The sequence below is a fragment of the Pseudohaliea sp. genome (assembly GCF_040217025.1).
Taxonomy (GTDB): Bacteria; Pseudomonadota; Gammaproteobacteria; order Pseudomonadales; family Halieaceae; genus Pseudohaliea.
Genome location: NZ_JAVJOA010000008.1, coordinates 1,077,141 through 1,095,337, shown reverse-complemented (window position 1 = coordinate 1,095,337; position 18,197 = coordinate 1,077,141). Strand labels below are relative to the sequence as shown.

14 protein-coding genes are annotated in these 18,197 nt (G+C 70.4%); 11 read left to right on the top strand and 3 right to left on the bottom strand.

Annotated elements, in window-relative coordinates; translation table 11 throughout:
• The first annotated feature begins 24 nt into the window (after nt 1-24).
• On the top strand, nt 25-2,838 hold the full coding sequence (locus RKE50_RS09185) for an EAL domain-containing protein (protein ID WP_350036057.1): 2,814 nt from the start codon (nt 25-27) through the stop codon (nt 2,836-2,838).
• A gap of 13 nt (nt 2,839-2,851) precedes the next feature.
• On the opposite strand, the gene RKE50_RS09180 is transcribed toward RKE50_RS09185, so the two are convergent.
• The gene (locus RKE50_RS09180) at nt 2,852-3,769 is read right to left on the bottom strand and encodes a histone deacetylase family protein (protein WP_350036055.1); all 918 of its coding nucleotides are present in this window, start codon (nt 3,767-3,769) and stop codon (nt 2,852-2,854) included.
• 90 nt (nt 3,770-3,859) lie between these two features.
• Between RKE50_RS09180 and RKE50_RS09175 the strand changes: the two genes are divergently transcribed.
• On the top strand, nt 3,860-6,505 hold the full coding sequence (locus RKE50_RS09175) for a bifunctional acetate--CoA ligase family protein/GNAT family N-acetyltransferase (protein WP_350036053.1): 2,646 nt from the start codon (nt 3,860-3,862) through the stop codon (nt 6,503-6,505).
• 52 nt (nt 6,506-6,557) lie between these two features.
• On the opposite strand, the gene RKE50_RS09170 is transcribed toward RKE50_RS09175, so the two are convergent.
• Complete coding sequence (locus RKE50_RS09170) at nt 6,558-7,820, bottom strand: cytochrome P450 (protein ID WP_350036051.1); 1,263 nt, start codon at nt 7,818-7,820, stop codon at nt 6,558-6,560.
• Nucleotides 7,821-7,934: 114 nt separating this feature from the next.
• On the opposite strand from RKE50_RS09170, the gene RKE50_RS09165 reads away from it, so the two are divergent.
• The 5 genes from RKE50_RS09165 to RKE50_RS09145 all read left to right on the top strand — a co-directional run bounded on the left by RKE50_RS09165 (nt 7,935) and on the right by RKE50_RS09145 (nt 11,880).
• A complete protein-coding gene (locus tag RKE50_RS09165) occupies nt 7,935-8,675 on the top strand; it encodes an SDR family NAD(P)-dependent oxidoreductase (RefSeq protein ID WP_350036049.1) in 741 nt (246 codons plus the stop codon).
• A gap of 63 nt (nt 8,676-8,738) precedes the next feature.
• Nucleotides 8,739-9,107, top strand: a complete 369-nt coding sequence (locus tag RKE50_RS09160) for a hypothetical protein (protein WP_350036047.1) — start codon at nt 8,739-8,741, stop codon at nt 9,105-9,107.
• Nucleotides 9,100-9,696, top strand: a complete 597-nt coding sequence (locus RKE50_RS09155) for a hypothetical protein (RefSeq protein ID WP_350036045.1) — start codon at nt 9,100-9,102, stop codon at nt 9,694-9,696. Before RKE50_RS09160 ends, RKE50_RS09155 begins: the two co-directional genes overlap by 8 nt.
• Nucleotides 9,697-9,770: 74 nt before the next feature.
• On the top strand, nt 9,771-11,420 hold the full coding sequence (locus tag RKE50_RS09150; protein WP_350036043.1) for an AMP-binding protein: 1,650 nt from the start codon (nt 9,771-9,773) through the stop codon (nt 11,418-11,420).
• Nucleotides 11,421-11,427: 7 nt separating this feature from the next.
• Nucleotides 11,428-11,880, top strand: a complete 453-nt coding sequence (locus tag RKE50_RS09145; protein ID WP_350036041.1) for a YaiI/YqxD family protein — start codon at nt 11,428-11,430, stop codon at nt 11,878-11,880.
• A 24-nt stretch (nt 11,881-11,904) separates the two neighbouring features.
• Here RKE50_RS09145 and folE read toward each other — a convergent pair whose 3' ends face one another.
• Nucleotides 11,905-12,588, bottom strand: coding sequence for a GTP cyclohydrolase I FolE (folE, locus tag RKE50_RS09140; RefSeq protein ID WP_350036039.1), 684 nt, complete (start codon nt 12,586-12,588; stop codon nt 11,905-11,907).
• Between the two features lie 214 nt (nt 12,589-12,802).
• On the opposite strand from folE, the gene RKE50_RS09135 reads away from it, so the two are divergent.
• The 4 genes from RKE50_RS09135 (at nt 12,803) to RKE50_RS09120 (ending at nt 18,196) form a co-directional block, all read left to right on the top strand.
• Complete coding sequence (locus tag RKE50_RS09135) at nt 12,803-13,825, top strand: type I glyceraldehyde-3-phosphate dehydrogenase (protein WP_350036037.1); 1,023 nt, start codon at nt 12,803-12,805, stop codon at nt 13,823-13,825.
• Nucleotides 13,825-14,838, top strand: coding sequence for a type I glyceraldehyde-3-phosphate dehydrogenase (gene gap, locus RKE50_RS09130; RefSeq protein WP_350036035.1), 1,014 nt, complete (start codon nt 13,825-13,827; stop codon nt 14,836-14,838). The genes RKE50_RS09135 and gap overlap by 1 nt, the downstream gene beginning before the upstream one ends.
• The gene (ppc, locus tag RKE50_RS09125; RefSeq protein WP_350036033.1) at nt 14,835-17,513 is read left to right on the top strand and encodes a phosphoenolpyruvate carboxylase; all 2,679 of its coding nucleotides are present in this window, start codon (nt 14,835-14,837) and stop codon (nt 17,511-17,513) included. Before gap ends, ppc begins: the two co-directional genes overlap by 4 nt.
• 101 nt (nt 17,514-17,614) lie before the next feature.
• Complete coding sequence (locus RKE50_RS09120) at nt 17,615-18,196, top strand: YSC84-related protein (protein ID WP_350036031.1); 582 nt, start codon at nt 17,615-17,617, stop codon at nt 18,194-18,196.
• Nucleotide 18,197: the final 1 nt, after the last annotated feature.

The window sequence follows — 18,197 nt, the reverse complement described above, 5'->3', positions numbered from 1 at the left end:
CCGCGGCCGGTACTCGCCGAGTCCATGCCCCTCACGGTCGGCATCTACGAACTCGGGCCGGCCCGCTCCGCGCGCCTCGCCATGGCGCCGCTCATGAGCGCCCTCGAGCATACCGGCGCGCCCTTCGCCCTCCGCTTCCTGTTCCTGCGGGGCCCGGCCCTCGAGGCGGCCGTGGCCGCGGGCGAGATCGACCTCGTGGTTACCAACCCCTACCACTACCTGCTGCTGCGCGCGCGCACCGACCTGCCGCCGGCCTTTGCCTCGGTCTACGTGCGCCGCGCCGACGGCACGGAAGTACACCGGGTCGGTGGCTTGGTGCTGGTCAACAGCGCGCGCGAGGACCTCGCGTCGCTCGCGGACCTGGCCGGCAAGCGCTTGGCTACGCTGGGAAGGAGCGACACGGGGGGCTACCTGGCGCCCCTGGCGGCCCTCGCCGAGGCGGGCGTACCGGCCGCCTCGCTGATCATGGTGGATTACGCCACGCAGCCGGAGGCGCTGGCCGCCCTGCGCGCGGGTGAGGTGGACGCGGCGTTCCTGCGCAGCGCCAACTACGAGTACTTCCGTGCCGGCGGCCTGCTGGACGAGGCGTCCGTGCGCGTCCTCGGCCAGCGCGACGAGCCCGGTTTTCCCTTCCTCAACTCGACGCCACTCTACCCGCAGTGGGCGGTGGCGGCGCTGCCGCATGTGGATGCCGCGGTGGTCCGCCTGGCCTTCGGCTCGCTGCTGCGCGCGCAGCCGCTGGCGGTTCCCGCAGCCACGGGCTACGCGGCCGGCATCGGCCTGCCCGGCGATTACGGCACCGTGGACGCGGCGGCCCGGGCGCTCCGCCTGCCGCCCTACGAGGAGGCGGAGGTCCTGCGTCTCGATGACGTGCTGCGCCAGTATCGCTGGGAGCTGCTCGCGCTGGGCGCGGCCTTCCTGCTCGTGCTCGCGCTCGCCGCCGGCCTGTTGCGTGCGAACCGGGCCGTGCGCGCGGCCTACCGCTCCCGGCAGGCCGCGCTCGCCGAACTCGATGATGAGCGGCGGCACCTGGCCGAGCTGAACAAGAATTTCCTCATCTTCCTCGACAAGACCAGTGACCTCGTGCTGTTCAAGGACGCCGGGGGGCGTCTCGTCTTCTGCAGCGCGAGCCTCGCCCGGCTTACCGGCCATGACGACTGGCGGTCCCTGGTCGGCATGACCGAGGCGGACCTGTTCGATGCGGAAACGGCCCGGCACACGGCGGAACAGGAAGCCAGGATCCTGCGCACCGGCGAGCCCCTGCTCAACGAGATCCAGCCCATGACCCGGGAGGACGGTACGCCGGGCTGGATGTCCGTCAGCCGCTGGCCGATCGTCGGGGAGGGTGACGGTGACGGCCAGGGTGACAGAGACCGCGCTACGGAGGGTCTGTTCGCCATCGCCCGGGATATCACCGACGAGTACCGGCGCCGGGAGCAGCTGCAGCGCACGGCCCATTTCGACAGCGTGACGGGGCTGCCGAACCGGGCCCTCCTCGCCGACCGCCTGGAGCAGGCCATGGCCGCGGCGGAGCGACGCGATACCGAGCTGGCGGTGCTCTACCTCGACCTGGACGGCTTCAAGGCCGTCAACGACCGCCACGGCCACGCCACCGGCGACCGCGCCCTCGCCAGCGTGAGCAAGGTCATGCAGGCCAGCGTGCGGCGCGGCGACACGGTGGCCCGCGTGGGCGGAGACGAGTTCGTGATCGTGCTGGTGGACCTGAACAGCCGCAAGGAGTGCCTGCTGCTCGTGGAGCGGCTGCTGGGCAAGCTCGCGGAGCCCCTGGCGATCGGCGATCAGCGCGTCTCCCTTTCCGCCAGCGCCGGCCTGAGCTTCTTCGCCCGCGGCAATTCCGCAGACGCCGAGCGGCTGCTGCGGCAGGCGGACCAGGCCATGTACCAGGCCAAGAACGCGGGCAAGAACAGCTACCGCCTCTACGACCGGCACCAGGATGCGCGCCTGCGTGCCTACCTCGAGGAGATCGGCCGCGCCCTGGACCAGGGGCAGTTCACGCTGTGCTACCAGCCGATCGTGGACATGCAGAGCGGGCAGCTGCTGGCCGTGGAGGCGTTGCTGCGCTGGCAGCGGGAGGACCGGCTCCTCGGGGCGGAGGAGTTCCTGCCGATGCTGCAGGGTCATCCGCTGGCGCGCCGCGTGGGCGACTGGGTGCTGCGCCAGGCGGTGGCGCAGGTGGCGAGCTGGCGCGCGGCCGGCGAGCCCATCGCCGTGGCCGTCAACGTGACCAGCGCCCAGCTAAGCCGCTCGGACTTCACCGCCGGTCTTCGCGAATTGCTCGAGGAGCACGAGCTGGATAACGGCGACTGCGCCCTGACCCTCGAGATCCTCGAGAGCTCGGCCCTCGCCGAGCGCGAGCAGCTGCAGGAGGTCATGGCCGCCTGCGAGCCCCTCGGCGTGCGCTTTGCGCTCGACGATTTCGGCACCGGCTACTCCTCCCTCTCGCACCTGAAGGACCTCTCGGCACAGCGCCTGAAGATCGACCGTCGCTTTGTGCGCGACCTCTTCAAAGGCGACAACGACTTCGCGATGCTGAGCGCCATCGTCGGCATGGCCCGGGCCTTCGGCAGGGAGCTGGTCGCCGAGGGCGTAGAATCAATCGCCCAGGGCGATGTGCTGCTGGGCCTGGGCTGCCGCTACGCCCAGGGCTTCGCCATTGCCCCGGGCCTGTCGCCGGAAGCACTCCTGGCCTGGCGCCGGGAGTGGCGCCCGCCGGAGAGCTGGGTCGCCGCGGCGCCGGCGGAGGCGGCCGAAGCGCTCGGCGAACCGTCACCGGCCGTCCGCGCGCTCTGGCAGGCGCTGGCCAGCGCGGACGCCTGATAGGGGCGGGGCACTAGCCGAGCATCGCCTTGAGGTGGGCTTCCACGCTGCGCGCGAGGGCGTGCAGGTCGTAGCCGCCCTCGAGGAGAGAGATGATGCGCCCGCCCGCGCTCTGTGCCGCGATGGCGCACAGTTCCCCGGTCACCCAGGCGTAGTCACTGTCGACCAGGTTCAGGCCGGCCATGTCATCGGCCTGGTGGGCGTCGAAACCGGCAGAAACCAGGACCAGCTCCGGCGCGAAGGCGCGCAGCCTGGGCAGCCAGTCCGCCTCCACGGCGGCTGCAAAGGCCGCGCCGTCCGCGCCGGCGGGCAGCGGGGCGTTGACCACGTTGCTGTCGATGCTGTCATAGCCGGAGTGCGGGTAGAACGGGTGCTGGAAGGTCGAGCAGAACAGCAGGCGCTGGTCGCCGGCGACGATGTGCTCGGTGCCGTTGCCGTGGTGGACATCGAAGTCGACGATGGCGACGCGGGACAGGCCGTGAGCCTCGAGCGCGTGCAGGGCGGCGACGGCCACGTTGTTGTAGAAGCAGAAGCCCATGGCGCGGTTGCGCTCGGCGTGGTGCCCCGGCGGGCGCACGGCACAGAACACCCGTGTCTCCTTGCCCGACATGACGAGGTCGACGGCGAGGGCGGCCGCACCGGCCGCCCGCCGGGCCGCGGTGAGCGTGTCCGGGTTCATCGCCGTGTCGCCGTCCACCCAGGCGAGGCCGCCCTGCGGTGAGCGCGCCTCCAGGTCGTCGAGGTAGGCGGAGTCGTGCACCCGTTCCAGCCAGGCGCGCTCGGCGAGGGGCGCGTCGTAGTGCACCAGCGCCATGTCGACACCGCTGGCGATGAGCCGGTCATTGATGGCGGTCAGGCGGGCCGGGCATTCCGGGTGCAGGCCCATGTCGTGGCGGAGACAATCCGGGTGCGTAATGTAACCGATGGTCATGGCGACCCCCGCTGCAACTGTGGCACTATTCTCCCGCAAAAGCCGGGGCCTTGCACGATCCCGGGCCCGCCTCTCCCCGGAATCCGCACCTTGAAGAAACACTACCTGCACAAGCTCTTCGAGCCCCGCTCCGTGGCTGTCATCGGCGCCTCGGACCGCCTCGACGCCGTCGGCGGCCGGGTGCTGCACAACATCATCGAGGGGGGCTTCGAGGGCGAGCTCTACCCGGTCAATCCGAACCGGGAGGCCGTGCAGGGTCGCAGCGCCTGGGCGAAGGTCTCGGCGATCAGCCGCCCGGTGGACCTGGCGATCCTCGCCATCCCCGCGGCGAGCGTCGCCGCCGCCCTGCGCGACTGCGCCGAGAGCGGTGTCGGTGCGGCCATCGTCATGTCCGCGGGCTTCGGCGAGATCGGCTCCGCCGGCGCCGGCCTGCAGGCCGAGCTCGTGGACATTGCGCGCACCCACGACCTGCCGCTTCTCGGCCCCAACAGCCTGGGCGTGCTGCGCCCGGCATGGCACTTCAATGCCAGCTTTGCCAAGAGCCGCAGCCAGCCCGGCAAGGTGGCGCTGCTGGCGCAGTCCGTCGGCTTCTGCAACGCACTGCTGGACTGGGCCGACTCGAACGACTTCGGGTTTTCCGCAGTCGCCTCGCCGGGGGCCGCCTCGGACGTGGATTTCGGTGATCTGCTCGACTTCCTGTCCGTGGATGCTTCCACGCACAGCGTGCTCGTCTACGTCGAGCGGATCACCGACGCCCGCGCGTTCCTCAGCGGCCTGCGCATGACCGCGCGGGTGAAGCCGGTCATCGTGCTCAAGTCCGGCCGCAACGAGGACGCGCCGGGCAAGCTGAGCGACCGCGTCTTCGATGCCGCCATCGAGCGGGCCGGCGCCGTGCGCGTGAACACGGTGCACCAGCTGTTCACGGCGGCGCGCACGCTCTTGGCGGGGACGCGCATTACCGGCCAGCACCTGGCCGTGGTCACCAATGCCGGGGGGCCGGGCCGCATGGCGGCGGACCGGGCGCGGCGCCGTGGCGTCACCCTGGCTCAGCCGACTGCGGGCACCCACGCCGCACTGCGCTCGCTCATGCCGACGCACTGGCAGCCGGAGAACCCCCTCGACCTCCTCGGTGACGCCGGGCCCGAGCGCTACGCCGCCGCCTGCAAGGCACTCCTCGATGACCCCGGTGTCGACGAGCTCCTGGTGCTGCTCACGCCCCAGGGCATGACCGACCCGGACGCCTGCGCGCAGGCCGTGATCGAGACCGCGAAGGGGGCGCGCAAGCCGGTGGTGGCCTGCTGGATGGGCGAAGACCTGGTCGCCCGTTCCCGCGAGCTGCTCGCCGGGGCGCGGCTGCCGCACTTCACCAGCCCGGAGCGCGGCGTCGACGCCTTCGCCTATATCGCCGCCTACCGGCGCAACCAGGCGGTGCTGCTGCAGGTGCCGCCGCCGCTCTCCGAGCAGCAGCCGCCGGATAGCGAGGGCGCGCGGCTGATGATCGAGAACGCCCTCGGCGAGCGCCGGGAGGCGCTGACGGCAACGGAAGCGAAGGCGGTGCTGCGCGCGTTCCGCGTGCCGGTGTCGCCGGCGATCAACGCCTCCTCACCGGCCGATGCGCTGGTGGCCGCCGAGACCCTCGGTCTGCCCGTGGCAATGAAGGTCAACTCGCCCGACATCCCGCGCAAGGCCGCCGTCGGCGGCGTGCGGCTGCGCGTGCGCGATGCCCACGAGGTGCGCAGCGCCTACCGGGACATCATCTCGCGGGTGAAGGCGGCGCGCCCCGATGCGCGCATCAACGGGATCTCCGTCGAGCCGCTGCTCGAGGCCGACGATCCCCGGGAAGTGGCCGTGGTGCTCGCCCGGGACCCGGCCTTCGGCCCCTACATCGGCATCGGGGCGGCCCGCGACGGCCTGTCGCTCATGCCCGGGCTGCAGGTGGCACTGCCGCCGCTGAACGGTTTCCTGGCCCGCGAGCTGGTGCGCCGGGCGCTGGACGGCGCGCCGGCCGGCACCTTCAGCGAGGCCGATGAGGACTCGTTGATCGCCATGCTGATGCGCGTCTCGGAGCTCGCCTGCGAGCTGCCGGAGGTGATCGAGCTGACCATGAATCCCGTGCGCCTGGGCAGCGAGGGCGCCGTCGCCCTGGACGCGCGCATGACGGTGCACACGCGGCAGGCCAGCACCCGGCGCTATGGCCACATGGCCATCCATCCCTACCCGTCGGCCATGGCCGAACACTGGCAGCTCGCCGACGGCAGCGATCTCCTCGTCCGGCCGATCCGCCCGGAGGACGCGGAGATGGAGCGCGCCTTCGTCGAGGGGTTGTCTCCCGAAAGCCGCTACTACCGCTTCATGTACCGGGTCGACAAGCTGTCGCCGATGATGCTCGCCCGCTTCACGCAGATCGACTACGACCGCGAACTGGCCCTCGTGGCCATCGCCTGCCCCGACGGCCCCGATCCGCGGATCATCGGCGTGGCCCGCTACGTCGCGAACCCGGACGGCCAGTCCTGCGAGTTCGCGCTCACCGTGGCCGACGACCTGCAGCACCAGGGCATGGGCCGGCGGCTCATGCAGCAGCTTATGAATGCCGCCCGGGACCGCGGTCTCGAGGTGATGGAGGGGGAGGTGCTGGCGTCGAACCGGCGCATGCTGCGCCTCTGCGAGGGGCTCGGTTTCCGCCTCGTCTACAGCCGCGACGAGCCGGACGTGGTGGCAGTGCGCCGCCACCTGTAACCCGGCCCGCCGTGCAGCGGTGAGCCGTGGCGGCTAGTGTCCTGTCCGGCAATTAGCGCAGCCGGTAGCGCACCGGCAGGGAGCGCAGGCCGCCGACGAAGATCGCCCTTATCCACTCCGGGTCACCGGCCAGTTCGATCTCCTCGAGCCTCGGCAGCAGTTCGCGGAAGAAGCAGGATACCTCGAGCGTGGCCAGGTGCTGGCCGAGGCACATGTGCGAGCCGTAGCCGAAGGCGAGCTGCTGTTTCGGGTCACGGGTGATGTCGAGGCGGTTGGGCTGGTCGAAGGCTTCCGGGTCGCGGTTGGCGGCCGGGTACCAGAGGGCGAGGTTGTCGCCCTCGCGAATGGTCCTGCCGCCGAGTTCCAGCTCGCGGGTCGCGGTGCGCACCATGTGCCGCACCGGCGACACCCAGCGGATCAACTCCCGGGCGGCGCGGTCGTCGAGGTCGGGCCGGTCCCGCCAGAGGGCGAGCTGGTCCGGGTGCTCGATGAGCGCCTTCATGCCGCCGCCGATGGCTGCAGAGGTGGTGTCGTGACCGGCGCTGGCAGTGATGATGAAGTAGCTCATCTGGTCCAGCGTCTCCATGGGCTCGCCGTCCACGGTCGCGTTCGCAAGCACGCTGGCGAGGTCATCGGAGGGCGCGCGCTTGCGCTCGGCGATGACCTCGGTGAAGTAGTCCGTGAAGTCCTGGATGACCGCGAGACCGGCGGTGGGGTCTTCCCCCCGCTGCAGCGAAGGGTCCTGGCCGCCGAACATCTCCTGGGTCAGCTTGAGCATGGTCGGCTCCGCCTCCCGCGGCAGGCCGAGGATGGAAACGATCACGCGCAGCGGCAGCAGCAGTGCCACGTCGCGCACGAAGTCGCATTCCGGACCCTCCTCGACCATCTTGTCGACAAATTCCTTGGCCAGCGCCCGCACCTCCGCCTCGAGCTTGGCGATGCTGCGCGGCAGGAACCATTCGCGGGTCACCTTGCGCAGCTTGAGGTGCTTGGGCCGGTCCATGTGGATCAGCGTCTCCAGGCCGTTCTTGTTGCCGAAGGTCTCGAGCAGGGCCTGCTCCATTGCCTCCGGTACCAGCACGGTGCGCGGGGCGCTCAGGAACTCGTCGTTGGCGCTGCCGATTTCCTTCACGTCGGCGTAGCGCGTGAGGTTCCAGAACGGGCGGTACTCCGGGTGTTCCACCCAGGACACGGGATCGGTGCTGCGCAGGTAGTCGAAAAGGGCGTACATGCTCGCCTCGTCGCCCATGACGCGCGGGTCGAGCACGTCGGCGGGACGGAAGGGCGGGTGGGCGGTCGCGGTGTTGTCGGTCATGCTGGTTCCTCCTCGGGCGGCGTGAGGATAGCATGGCGTGGCCGCTTGAAAATGCCCGCAGAAAACGCCCGCCGAGAAGGCATCCGCCGCGCCCGGTCCCGCGTACGCAAAGCGATGGAACAGCACCCGAACACAGCCCTGGTCATCGGCGCCGGCGGCGGCATCGGCAGCGCGGCGGCGGAGGCCCTCGCCAAGCGCTACCGTCAGGTCATTGCGGTGAGCCGGCAGCCTTCGGCGCCGCCGGCCCTGGCGGGTCGCGACAACGTGCAGTGGCTGGCTTGCGCTGCGGAGGAGACGGCAATCACCGATGCCGCCGCGGAGGTTGCCGGTGCCAGCGCGGAGCTGCCGCTGGCGCGGGTAGTGATCGCCACGGGCACGCTGCACGGCGAGGGGTACCGGCCCGAGAAGTCCCTGCGCGAGCTTTCGGCCGGGACGCTCGGGCACCTGTACCAGGTCAATGCCGTGCTGCCGCTGTTGTGGCTCGCCGCGCTGGAGCCGGCGTTGCGGCGCAGCGAGGCGGCAGCCGTGGCCGTGCTGAGCGCCCGTGTCGGCAGCATCGGCGACAACCACCTCGGCGGCTGGTACGGCTACCGCGCCTCCAAGGCGGCGCTCAACATGCTGCTGCGCTCCGCCGCCGTGGAGCTCGGCCGCCGGGCCCCGAACGTGGCGCTGCTGGCCTTCCACCCGGGCACCACCGACACCCCGCTGTCAAAGCCTTTCCAGGCGCGGGTGCGGGCAGACAGGCTGTTCTCGCCGGCGTGGGTAGCCGACGCACTCCTCGCGCGCATGGACGCTGCCCGTGCCGATGGCGAGCTGCATTTCGTCGACTACGCCGGGGAGCCGATTCCCTGGTGAGCCCGCTTCCCTGCGCCGGTCCCGTCCCGTATGCTCACTGCTCTCGAGAGAGGTAGACAGCCGATGTTTCGACGCCTTCAACCCGCGCTCCTGCTTACGCTGGTGGCGTTGCTTGCCGGCTGCGCGCAGTACCGCAACGACCGCGGTGTGGAGGTGAACTGGCAGCCCTCGGCGCTCGCGGGCCTGTCGCGGGGCGAGACAACGCGGGCCGACGTGCTGGCGCGGCTGGGTCCGCCCTCGCAGGTCATCGCCAGCGGCGACGAAACGGTGCTCTACTACCTGAACGAGCACGCCGAGGGTGAAGGGCTCCTGCTGGTGCTCTACAACCGCTTCGAGGTCGACACGCGCTACGACCGTGCCATTTTCTTCTTCGACGCCGATGACCGCCTCACCGATTACTCGACCTGGCTGCGGCCCTCGGACGATGACTGACGGCATCCGCCGGCTCCCGCTCGCCTTGCTCCTCGCCGGCCTCACGGCCTGCTCCCAGGCTTTCTACCAGCTCGGTGAGCCGCTGCCGGCGGCCTACGAGCGCGACGCCGGGGGGCGTACCCTTGCGGCGGTCCTCGCCGAGCTCGGGCCGCCGCAGCGCCTCTCGGCGACGCCGGCCGGTTTCGTGATGGGCTGGGAGCACTGGCGCATCGCCGAGTCCGGGGTAGGTATCAGCCTCGGCTTTCTCGGCGCCGATGCCCTGACCGTCGACTGGGGTGACGCCCGCGTCGACGGCGATTTCCTGCTGCTATCCTTTGACCACGGGCACCGGGTGGCGAGCGCGTCGCGGGTGCAGTGGGACAACGACGTCGGCGGCGGTGCTGCGGTGCAGCCGCTCCTCGGCGTGGCGCCGCTGGTGGATGTGGACGACCTGCTGCGGCCCCTGCCGCAGCACGGCTGGGGGGCGAGCAACCTGCTGCCCATGCCCGCCGCGCAAAACCTGCCGCATCGCCCGGACCAGGGCGGCACCGGCCTCGAGCAGCGCGGCACCCCCGCGGGGGCCGGCCAGCGCGCCCTGGAATTGCATTGACAGTGCGCCGGTTGGCGGCGTGTTGCGGATTGGCCCGAACACAGACAGCTCGACCATAAGAAAAGGAGAGACCCATGGACTACCAGACCCTGCCCGCGCAGCTTGCCCACTGGGCTCGCGAGTGCCCGGAGCGCACCTGGCTGCGCGACCTGCGGGAAGAGGGCAGCGAAGACTACAGCTGGGGTGAGGCCCAGCGGCAGGTGCAGGCCGTGGCCGCCGTGCTCGAAGAGCGCTTCGGCAGTGGCAACTGCATGGCGCTGCTGTCGCGCAACCGGCCGCACTGGTTCCTCGCCGACCTCGCCATCATCGCCTCCGGCAACACCAGCGTCGCGCTGTTCACGACCTACCCGGCGTCCACGGCGCAGTACGTGCTGGACTTCACCGAGGCGAAGGTGCTCTTCGTGGGCGAAACCGGCAACTGGGAAGCGGTGAAGACCGTCCTGCCCGAAGGGATCACCCTGGTGACCCTGCCGGGCGTCGAGCTCGACGAGCCGCACCTGCGCTGGGAAGACCTGCTCGCCGAGGGCGAGGGACGCAGCCCCGGCTACGAGTGCAAGCCCGACGACATGGTGGCCCTGGTGTTCACCTCGGGCACCACGGGCGTGCCCAAGGGGGTCATCCAGACCCACGAGAGCAACCTGATTCCCATCCGCCGCTTCACCACGGCCTTCGGCACCCGGGAGAACCCCCGCTATCTCTCCTACCTGCCGCTGGCGCACATCGCCGAGCGGCAGATCGTCGAGTATTCGTCCCTGGTCACCTGCGGCGAGGTATCCTTCAACGAGTCCCTGGAGCACATCCTCCGCGACCTGCAGCGCACGCGGCCGCACATGTTTTTCGGCCCGCCGCGGGTCTGGGAGCAGTTCCAGCAGGCCATCATCGCCAAGTTCGGCGGCCAGGACGCCATGACGGCGGCGCTGGAACAGGACAAGGAAGGCATCGGCAAACTGGTGCTCGACACGATCGGTCTTGGAGAGGTGGACTATTGCCTCACGGCGGCGGCGCCGACACCGCCGGCGCTCATTCACTGGTGGGGGGAGCTCGGCCTGGTGCTCATGGAGGGCTTCGGCCAGACCGAGGCCATGGGGCTGATCCTCAACAGCCACGATGACCGCCGCGTCGGTTCCATCGGCAAGCCCATCGGCGAGGTGGAGTACAAGATCACCGAGGAGGGTGAGCTGGCTGTGCGAGCGGAGGGGTGTACCCCCGGCTACTACCGCATGCCCGAGAAAACCGCCGAGCTCATCCAGGACGGCTGGCTGCACACCGGCGACAAGGCCCGGGTGGACGAGGACGGCTTCATCTACCTGACCGGACGCGTGAAGGACTACTTCAAGACCATCCAGGGCAAGTTCGTGGCGCCGCCGCCGATCGAGGGCAGCTTCGCGGAGAACCCCCACGCGGAGCAGCAGTGCCTGCTCGGCAGGGGCTTCTCCAAGACCGTCATGGTGGCCGTGCTCACCGAGGACGCCCGGCAGAGGCCGCGGGAGGCGCTGGAGCAGTCCTTCCGCGAGACGGTCGCCGCGATCAACGAGAGCGTGGAGAAGCACGCCCGTATCGGTGCGGTGATCGTCAGCGAGGAGGCCTGGAGCATCGAGAACGAGGTGCTCACGCCGACGCTCAAGATCCGCCGCGAGAAGATCGACGAGCGCTTCGGCGAGCTGGCCGAGCGGCTGGCGCGCGAGTCCGCGGAGACGGGCCAGCTCCTCGTACACTGGCACTGAGCCGGCCGTGCGCATCTGGGTGGACGCGGACGCCTGCCCGCAGGCGATCCGCGAGATCCTGTTCCGCGCCGCCCGGCGCACCGGGGTGGAGACGACGCTGCTGGCGAATCATGCCCTGAGCGTGCCGCCCGACCCCAACATCCGCTTCCGCCAGGTTCCAGGGGGCTTTGACGTGGCCGACGATGCGATCGTCGCCGCGGTGGTGGCGGGCGACCTCGTGGTCACCCAGGATATTCCCCTCGCCGCGGCAGTCATCGAGCGCGGCGCGGAGGCAGTCAGTCCCCGGGGCGAGGCTTTCACGACGGACAATATCCGCGGCCGGCTGGCCATGCGGGACTTCATGGCTACGCTGCGCGATGCCGGCCAGGTGACCGGGGGGCCGGCGGCGCTCGGCGCCGCCGACAAGCAGCGCTTTGCCGGCTGCCTCGATCGCTGGCTGGCGCGCGCAGCGCGGGCCTGACGCGCCTTTCCGGGGCCGGGGGCCCTAGGGGCGCAGGAACTCGGCCCGAAGCGCCGGATCCCGGCGGAAGGCGCCGTCCATGGCAGTGGTGTGGGTGGAGGACGTGCCGTCCATGACACCCCGCGCTTTCACGCAGTAGTGCACCGCATCGATGCTCACGGCCACGTCCGGCGTGTCGAGGAGGGTCTGCAGGGCCACGAGGACCTGCCGGGTCAGCCGCTCCTGCACCTGGGGACGGCGGGCGAAGAAGCGCACCACCCGGTTGATCTTCGACAGGCCGATGATCCGTTCCCGCGGCAGGTAGGCCACCCGGGCACTGCCGTCGATGGTGACGAAGTGGTGTTCGCAGGTGCTGGTCAGCTGGATGTCGTCGACGCGCACGACCTCGTCCACCTGCATCTTGTTCTCGATGACGGAAATGCTCGGGAAGCTGCGGTAATCGAGCCCTGCAAAGCTTTCGTCCAGGTACATCTTCGCGATCCGGTGCGGTGTCTCCGCCAGGCTGTCGTCGCCGAGGTCCAGCCCGAGGGTCTCGGCCACCTCCGTGAAGGCGGCGCGCAGCCGCGCATATTTCTCGTCCCGGGTCAGGCCTGTGGGCACCATGGGGGTTTCCAGGCCCGCACTTTCAAGGGCTGAGCGTACGGCAAGGGCCTCCGGAGACAGGCCGTGGTCGACCGGTGCGCGGGGGGTCAGGGCGGTAGCTTCCATGGTGTATCTCCTTGTTCGTCCCGTGATTTACGCGCCACCCGTCGCGGCGGATTCGCCCGCCGCGCCATGAGCCCGCGGCCACACGGATCGTAGGGTTTCTGCATCGCCTGGCGCGCGGCGTTTGCGCTGTGCCCGATCCGATGCAACACTGGATTGGCGGTCTGCGGCTATTACCGCCGCGGCCGACACAGCAAACCTCACGGGAGAAAGCGAGATGAACAGCTCAAGGCCGCTGCGCCTGGGGCTCATGGGCTTCGGTCGCACGGGCCGGCAGCTTTTTGACCTCAGTTCGGCCAGCGAGGATATCGAGATCGTTGCCATCGCGGACATCGGCAGGCCCGATATCCTGCTCTACCTGCTGCGCTCGGAGGTCGATGCGCCGGAGCAGTACCACCTCGAGGGCAACTTCGTCTGCGGCCCGCGCAGCCGCGCCCGGCTGATGTCCACGGACCAGCCCGGGGAGATGCCCTGGGATATCTTCGGCGTCGACCTGGTGATCGATGCCACCGGCGTCTACCGCAGCGCCGAAGTCCTGCGGCACCACCTCGCGGGCGGCGCCCCCCGGGTGATGCTGCGCTCGCTGCCCGAGGACGAGATCGACCGCATCGTCATACCGGGTATCAACGACGACAGCATCGACCCCTCAGACCGGCTCATTTCCGCCGGCTCGGCGACGACCACGGCGCTCTGCCTGCTGCTGCACACGCTGGCGAAGGAGTTCGTCATCGAGTGCGGCAGCCTGACCACGGTCCACGCCTACACGTCCGACCAGGCGCTGCAGGACTACGCCGGCGGCGACTACCGGCGCAGCCGGTCCGCGGCCCGCAATATCATCCCCAATGCCCATGACGCCGGCCGCTGGCTCGGCCATGTGCTGCCGGCCTTCGCCGGCAAGATCAACACGTCGACGCTCAACGTGCCGGTGCAGGCGGGGTCCCTCCTCGACGTGACCCTGGTCATGGAGGACGCCTCGGTCACCGCCGAGGACGTGAACGCGGCCATGCGCGCCGGGGCAGAAGCCCAGCCGGGGCGCATCGGTGTGGTCGACGATCCCATCGTCTCCTCGGACGTGCTCGGCAGCGAACTGTCTCTGCTCTTCGACAGCCAGGGGACGCTGCGTGCCGGCGAACACTTCATCAAGACCCTGTCCTGGTACGAGAACCGCGGCCATGCCAAGCGCATGCTGGAAGTGGCGCGGCTCTACGGGGACCTGGGTGAAGTGACGGAGGTGGCGTGATGGCAGCCTTGAAAGTTGCAATCAATGGCTTCGGGCGCATCGGCCGCTCGGTGTTCCGCATCCTCGAAACCGTGGAGGGGGTGGACGTGGTCGCCATCAACGACCTCTTCGACCACGAGGCGCTGCGCTACCTGCTCCAGTACGACACGGTGATGGGGCCCTTCCGCGGGCCGCTGTCGCTCGAGGACGATCACATCGTTACCGACAAGAGCCGCGTGCGCATGCTCAGCGAACGCGATCCCGCTGCGCTGCCCTGGGGCGAGCTCGGTATCGACGTCGTGGTGGAATCCACCGGGGTTTTCCGCAGCGCGGCACAGCTCCAGCAGCACATCGACGCCGGTGCCGGGCGGGTGGTGCTCACGGTCCCGGCCAAGGATGCCATCGACTACACGGTCGTCCTCGGCGTCAATGACGAGGGCCTGAAGCCCGAGCACCGCACCATCTCCAACGCGAGCTGCACCACCAACTGCCTGGCGCCCATGGCAAAGGTCCTGCACGAGGAGTTCGGCATCCTCGAGGGCGTTATCAATACCGTCCACGCCTACACCAATGACCAGCGCCTCGCCGACGTCCCGCACTCGGACTGGCGGCGCAGCCGGGCAGCTGCGGAGAACATCATCCCCACGTCCACCGGCGCGGCCAAGGCCGTGGGTGTCGTGCTGCCGGAGCTGAACGGGCTTCTCGACGGCATCGCCTCGCGGGTGCCGGTGTCAGATGGCTCGGTCGTGGATCTCTTCGTCAAGCTGTCGCGGACGGTGACGGCGGACGAAGTGAACCGCGCCGTTCTCGCGGCCTCGCGGACCGAGCGGCTCCAGGGCATCCTGCAGTACAGCGAACGTCCCCTGGTGTCCTCTGACATCATCGGCAACAGCCACTCCTCGGTCTTCGACGCCGGCTTCACGTCGGTGACCAACGGGCGCTACCTGCGTGTGCTCAACTGGTACGACAACGAGTGGGGCTACAGCTGTCGGGTCGTCGACCTGCTCAGGAGGATCGCGGGCTGGACCGGGTGAGCGACGACGACCCCTATGCCGGGCTGCGGCGCAACGTCAGCATGCTTGGCAGCCTCCTCGGGGAGGTGGTGGCCGAGGCAGAGGGCGAGGCGTTCCTCGCCCTCATCGAGGACATCCGCCAGCGTTCCCGGGCGGCGCGGGAGGGCGAGGCCGGGGCCCGCGAGGGCCTGCTCGCGCTCCTGCACGGGTTGTCGCCGGAGCGCATGCTGGCGGTGGCCCGCACCTTTGCGCAGTTCCTGAACCTCGCCAACATCGCCGAGCAGCAGTACGCCAGCTCGCGGCAGATGGCGGCCACCGCGTCGGCGACGACCATGCTGCGCGAGATGGTCGACGATCTCGACGCCGCCGGTGTTCCCGCTGCCGCGCTGGGCGAGCGCATCGATCGCCTCTCCATCGAGCTGGTGCTCACCGCGCACCCCACCGAGATCATGCGGCGTACGCTGATCCACAAGCACCGGGAAATCGGCCGCTGCCTGTCGCAGCTCGAGCTCGGCGGCCTCACGGACTCGGAGCGCGGCGCTATCCAGCGCCGCCTGCGCGAGCTGCTGACCCAGGTCTGGTTCGGCGACGAGTTCAGGGCCGAGCGGCCGACGCCGGTCGACGAGGCGAAGTGGGGTTTTGCCGTGGTCGAGGACTCGCTCTGGCACGCGGTCCCGGAGTTCCTGCGCCGCCTCGATGCCGCCCGGCAGAAGGCCTGCGGCGAGGGGCTGCCCCTGGATGCAGCGCCGGTGCGTTTCCTGTCTTGGATGGGCGGTGACCGGGACGGCAACCCGAACGTGACCGCCGCGGTGACCGCGGAGGTCCTGCTCCTCGGCCGCTGGCAGGCCGCCGACCTGTACCTGCGCGCGGTGGAGGAGCTCATCGAGGAGCTCTCCATGACCGGTGCGGACGAGGCGCTGCGCGCGCGCAACCCCGGCGCCAACGAGCCCTACCGGGGCGAGCTGCGCCGGCTCCGGCAGCGGCTGCGGCAGGCGCTGGTCGCGCTCGAGGTGCGCCTCGACGCTCGCGGCGGAAAGGGTGGCGAGGGCGAGCCGGCCGACGGCGCCCTGCTGACGGAGGGGGAGCTGCTGGAGCCGCTGCTCGCCTGCCACCGCTCCCTCTGTGCCTCGGGCATGGCCATCGTCGCCGAGGGCAAACTGCTCGACCTGCTGCGCCGGGTGCGCTGCTTCGGCGTTCACCTCGTGCGCCTGGATCTCCGGCAGGACAGCGCCCGGCACACGGGCCTGCTCTCGGAGCTGACCCGCTACCTCGGCCTCGGCGACTACGCAGAGTGGGATGAGAACGCCCGGCGGGCCTTCCTGCTCACGGAGCTGGCGAGCCGCCGGCCCCTGGTGCCGACGGACTGGGAGCCCAGCGCGGAGGCGGCCGAGGTGCTGGCGACCTGCCGGGTGGCGGCGGCGCAGCCGCCGGAAGCGCTTGGCGCCTACGTCATATCCATGGCACGCAATGCCTCCGACGTGCTCGCCGTGCACCTGATCCTGCGCGAGGCGGGCTGCCGCCACCCGCTGCCGGTGGCGCCGCTGTTCGAGACCCTCGACGACCTCGACCGCGCGCCGCAGGTGGTGGAGGCGCTGCTCGCCGAGCCCTGGTACCGCGGCCACTGTGACGGGCGGCTCATGGTGATGATCGGCTATTCCGACTCCGCCAAGGACGCCGGCGTGCTCGCCGCCTCCTGGGCCCAGTACCGCGCCCAGGAGGCGTTGCTGGGGCTTTGCGAGCGCCAGGGTATTGCGCTCACGCTCTTCCACGGCCGCGGCGGCACCATCGGCCGCGGCGGCGCCCCCGCCTTCGACGCCCTGCTGTCACAGCCGCCGGGCTCGCTAGAGAACGGGTTGCGGGTCACGGAGCAGGGGGAGATGATCCGCGTCAAGCTGGGTCTGGCGCCGCTCGCGGTGCGCACGCTGGCGCTCTACACCAGCGCGATCTGCCGCGCCAACCTGGTGACACCGCCGATGCCCGAGCCGGCCTGGCGCGAGGTCATGGGCCGGCTGGCCGAGGATTCCTGCCGCCGCTACCGCGCCGTGGTGCGTGACGACCCGGACTTCGTCGCCTATTTCCGCCACGCCACCCCGGAGCAGGAGCTCGCCTCGCTGCCCCTCGGGTCGCGCCCCGCGCGCCGTGCGGGCGGTGGGGGTATCGAGACGCTGCGCGCCATTCCCTGGATCTTCGCCTGGTCGCAGAACCGGCTCATGCTGCCGGCCTGGCTGGGTGCCGGGGCGGCCCTGGCAGCGGCGGTAGAGGCGGGTGATGGCGAGGTCATCGCGACCATGGCCCGGGACTGGCCTTTCTTCGCCACCCGCCTGTCCATGCTGGAGATGGTCTATGCGAAGGCCGACAGCGGTATCTCGGCCTACTACGACAGCCACCTCGTGCCGGCGGCGCTGACGCCGATCGGCGAGCGCCTGCGCGAGGCCATGGCGGCGGACCGCGGGACCGTGCTCGCCCTGCGCGGCGTCGGCGTCCCGCTGGAGGCGCAGCCCTGGGCGCGCCAGTCCATCGGCCTGCGCAACGTCTACACGGACCCGCTCAATTATCTGCAGGCCGAGCTTCTCGAGCGCAGCCGCGAGGCCGCCGGCGGCCAGGGCGGCGCCGAGGCCGGCGGCGACCCGCTCCTCCGGCGCGCGGTCATGGTCACCATTGCCGGCATTGCCGCCGGTATGCGCAACACCGGTTGAAGCGTTTCCCGCGCCGGCGCCGGGATAGCGGCGCTGCGGCCACTGGCGTACACTCGATGGGCCCGCAGGGCGTCCCAGCCCCTTCCCCGAGAGGAACCACCATGACCAGAACGTTATTAACCACCCTGATGCTCTGCCTTGGCGTCAGCTTCGGCACCGCCGCCCTGGCGGACGACAAGTACGCCGAGGCCCTGGACGCCTTCGAGCGCGCGGGTGAAACCGATGCATTCTTCGCATCGGCTTACGGCTACGCGCTGTTCCCGACCATCGGCAAGGGCGGCATCGGCATCGGCGGCGCACACGGCAAGGGCCGGGTGTATGCGCAGGGCGAGTATGTCGGCGATACGACCATGACGCAGGTCACCGTCGGCTTCCAGCTCGGCGGCCAGGCCTACAGCCAGATCATCTTCTTCGAGGACCAGCGCGCCTTCGAGATGTTCACCTCCGGCAACTTCGAGTTCAGCGCCCAGGCGACGGCAGTGGCGATCACCGCCGGCGTCTCCGCGGAAGCCTCCACCGGCGGCGGCGCGTCCGCCGGCGCCAGTGGCGGCCAGCACAACGCCTCCACGGTCCACGGCGGCTACCGCAAGGGGATGGCAATCTTCACCATCGCCAAGGGCGGCCTGATGTACGAGGCGAGCCTCGGCGGGCAGAAATTCAGCTATACCCCGCTCGGCGGGTAGG

What these genes read in the sequence shown, in the direction of transcription:
- RKE50_RS09150 (WP_350036043.1), top strand. Translation starts at nt 9,771, where the DNA reads ATGGACTACCAGACCCTGCCCGCGCAGCTTGCCCACTGGGCTCGCGAG.
- RKE50_RS09165 (WP_350036049.1), top strand. Translation starts at nt 7,935, where the DNA reads ATGGAACAGCACCCGAACACAGCCCTGGTCATCGGCGCCGGCGGCGGC.
- RKE50_RS09155 (WP_350036045.1), top strand. Translation starts at nt 9,100, where the DNA reads ATGACTGACGGCATCCGCCGGCTCCCGCTCGCCTTGCTCCTCGCCGGC.
- RKE50_RS09180 (WP_350036055.1), bottom strand. Translation starts at nt 3,769, where the DNA reads ATGACCATCGGTTACATTACGCACCCGGATTGTCTCCGCCACGACATG.
- RKE50_RS09135 (WP_350036037.1), top strand. Translation starts at nt 12,803, where the DNA reads ATGAACAGCTCAAGGCCGCTGCGCCTGGGGCTCATGGGCTTCGGTCGC.
- RKE50_RS09185 (WP_350036057.1), top strand. Translation starts at nt 25, where the DNA reads ATGCCCCTCACGGTCGGCATCTACGAACTCGGGCCGGCCCGCTCCGCG.
- RKE50_RS09170 (WP_350036051.1), bottom strand. Translation starts at nt 7,820, where the DNA reads ATGACCGACAACACCGCGACCGCCCACCCGCCCTTCCGTCCCGCCGAC.
- folE (WP_350036039.1), bottom strand. Translation starts at nt 12,588, where the DNA reads ATGGAAGCTACCGCCCTGACCCCCCGCGCACCGGTCGACCACGGCCTG.
- RKE50_RS09160 (WP_350036047.1), top strand. Translation starts at nt 8,739, where the DNA reads ATGTTTCGACGCCTTCAACCCGCGCTCCTGCTTACGCTGGTGGCGTTG.
- gap (WP_350036035.1), top strand. Translation starts at nt 13,825, where the DNA reads ATGGCAGCCTTGAAAGTTGCAATCAATGGCTTCGGGCGCATCGGCCGC.
- RKE50_RS09120 (WP_350036031.1), top strand. Translation starts at nt 17,615, where the DNA reads ATGACCAGAACGTTATTAACCACCCTGATGCTCTGCCTTGGCGTCAGC.